The sequence below is a fragment of the Paraburkholderia sp. SECH2 genome (genome assembly GCF_030464795.1).
GTDB lineage: Bacteria > Pseudomonadota > Gammaproteobacteria > Burkholderiales > Burkholderiaceae > Paraburkholderia > Paraburkholderia aspalathi.
Window position 1 is genome coordinate 1,735 of the sequence record NZ_JALPRH010000062.1, and the last position, 3,169, is coordinate 4,903.

The 3,169-nt window shown below is 52.1% G+C and carries 1 rRNA gene; it reads left to right on the forward strand.

Annotation, left to right across the window (positions count from 1 at the left end):
• Positions 1-275: 275 nt before the first annotated feature.
• Positions 276-3,154: ribosomal RNA gene (locus M0D66_RS37830) — 23S ribosomal RNA — on the forward strand.
• The last annotated feature ends 15 nt before the right edge of the window (positions 3,155-3,169 follow it).

Genomic DNA, 3,169 nt, shown 5'->3' on the forward strand with positions numbered 1-3,169 from the left:
GGCATTGGCGATTGAGCCAGTCAGAGTGATATGAAGCAGAGCTTTATATCGGCTGTCGTTCTTTAACAATCAGGAAGAAGTAGTAAAGAGATTCACGAAAGATCACTTAGAGATGGGTGATCGAGTAGGTGAATCAGGGTTGTGATTGTATCAATGTATGAAAAGGTGATCGAAAGATCGCCTTGGAATACGGCGCAACACGAATACTCAACCTGTAGCGCGTGTGGCGAGCGTGTCATTCCCAGTGGATGACACATGAGACACACCCGTTATAGGGTCAAGCGAACAAGTGCATGTGGTGGATGCCTTGGCGATCACAGGCGATGAAGGACGCGGTAGCCTGCGAAAAGCGGGGGGGAGCTGGCAAACGAGCTTTGATCCCCCGATATCCGAATGGGGAAACCCACTCCTTATGGAGTATCCGTAACTGAATACATAGGTTACGTGAAGCGAACGCGGTGAACTGAAACATCTAAGTAACCGCAGGAAAAGAAATCAACCGAGATTCCCAGAGTAGTGGCGAGCGAAATGGGACCAGCCTGTACTCTTTATCTTCATTGTTAGTCGAAGGCTCTGGAAAGTGCCGCCATAGCAGGTGATAGCCCTGTAGACGAAAACAGCGAGGAAGAACTGGGTGTACGACAAGTAGGGCGGGACACGTGAAATCCTGTCTGAAGATGGGGGGACCATCCTCCAAGGCTAAATACTCGTGATCGACCGATAGTGAACCAGTACCGTGAGGGAAAGGCGAAAAGAACCCCGGGAGGGGAGTGAAATAGATCCTGAAACCGCATGCATACAAACAGTCGGAGCCTCGTAAGGGGTGACGGCGTACCTTTTGTATAATGGGTCAGCGACTTACATTCAGTGGCAAGCTTAACCGATTAGGGCAGGCGTAGCGAAAGCGAGTCCGAACAGGGCGTTCAGTCGCTGGGTGTAGACCCGAAACCAGGTGATCTATCCATGGCCAGGATGAAGGTGCGGTAACACGTACTGGAGGTCCGAACCCACTAACGTTGAAAAGTTAGGGGATGAGCTGTGGATAGGGGTGAAAGGCTAAACAAACCTGGAAATAGCTGGTTCTCTCCGAAAACTATTTAGGTAGTGCCTCGTGTATCACCTTCGGGGGTAGAGCACTGTCATGGTTGTGGGGTCCATTGCGGATTACTACGCCATAGCAAACTCCGAATACCGAAGAGTGCAATCACGGGAGACAGACATCGGGTGCTAACGTCCGGTGTCAAGAGGGAAACAACCCAGACCGCCAGCTAAGGTCCCCAAATATTGCTAAGTGGGAAACGAAGTGGGAAGGCTAAAACAGTCAGGAGGTTGGCTTAGAAGCAGCCATCCTTTAAAGAAAGCGTAATAGCTCACTGATCGAGTCGTCCTGCGCGGAAGATGTAACGGGGCTAAGCAATATACCGAAGCTGCGGATGCATATTTATATGCATGGTAGGAGAGCGTTCCGTAAGCCTGCGAAGGTGCATTGAAAAGTGCGCTGGAGGTATCGGAAGTGCGAATGCTGACATGAGTAGCGATAAAGGGGGTGAAAGGCCCCCTCGCCGTAAGCCCAAGGTTTCCTACGCAACGTTCATCGGCGTAGGGTGAGTCGGCCCCTAAGGCGAGGCAGAAATGCGTAGCTGATGGGAAGCAGGTTAATATTCCTGCACCATTGTTAAATGCGATGGGGGGACGGATCGCGGAAGGTTGTCCGGGTGTTGGAAGTCCCGGTCCTTGCATTGGAGAAGGCGCTTAGGCAAATCCGGGCGCGGAATTCAAGGGTGCGAGGCCATTCACTTCGGTGAAGAAGCAACTGGAAGTGGTTCCAAGAAAAGCCTCTAAGCTTCAGTTTAACAAGACCGTACCGCAAACCGACACAGGTGGGCGAGATGAGTATTCTAAGGCGCTTGAGAGAACTCGGGAGAAGGAACTCGGCAAATTGGTACCGTAACTTCGGGATAAGGTACGCCCCTGTAGCTTGACTGGCCTGCGCCAGGAGGGTGAAGGGGTTGCAATAAACTGGTGGCTGCGACTGTTTAATAAAAACACAGCACTCTGCAAACACGAAAGTGGACGTATAGGGTGTGACGCCTGCCCGGTGCCGGAAGATTAAATGATGGGGTGCAAGCTCTTGATTGAAGTCCCGGTAAACGGCGGCCGTAACTATAACGGTCCTAAGGTAGCGAAATTCCTTGTCGGGTAAGTTCCGACCTGCACGAATGGCGTAACGATGGCCACACTGTCTCCTCCCGAGACTCAGCGAAGTTGAAGTGTTTGTGATGATGCAATCTCCCCGCGGCTAGACGGAAAGACCCCATGAACCTTTACTGTAGCTTTGCATTGGACTTTGAACCGATCTGTGTAGGATAGGTGGGAGGCTATGAAGCGTGGACGCCAGTCTGCGTGGAGCCGTCCTTGAAATACCACCCTGGTTTGTTTGAGGTTCTAACCTTGGTCCGTTATCCGGACTGGGGACAGTGCATGGTAGGCAGTTTGACTGGGGCGGTCTCCTCCCAAAGTGTAACGGAGGAGTACGAAGGTACGCTAGGTACGGTCGGAAATCGTGCTGATAGTGCAATGGCATAAGCGTGCTTAACTGCGAGACCGACAAGTCGAGCAGGTGCGAAAGCAGGTCATAGTGATCCGGTGGTTCTGTATGGAAGGGCCATCGCTCAACGGATAAAAGGTACTCTGGGGATAACAGGCTGATACCGCCCAAGAGTTCATATCGACGGCGGTGTTTGGCACCTCGATGTCGGCTCATCTCATCCTGGGGCTGTAGCCGGTCCCAAGGGTATGGCTGTTCGCCATTTAAAGAGGTACGTGAGCTGGGTTTAAAACGTCGTGAGACAGTTTGGTCCCTATCTGCCGTGGGCGCTGGATATTTGAAGGGGGCTGCTCCTAGTACGAGAGGACCGGAGTGGACGAACCTCTGGTGTACCGGTTGTCACGCCAGTGGCATCGCCGGGTAGCTATGTTCGGAAGAGATAACCGCTGAAAGCATCTAAGCGGGAAACTCGCCTTAAGATGAGATATCCCCGGGGCTTCGAGCCCCTTGAAGGGTCGTTCAAGACCAGGACGTTGATAGGTCAGGTGTGGAAGCGCAGTAATGCGTTAAGCTAACTGATACTAATTGCCCGTAAGGCTTGATCCTATAACAGGTGTGTTT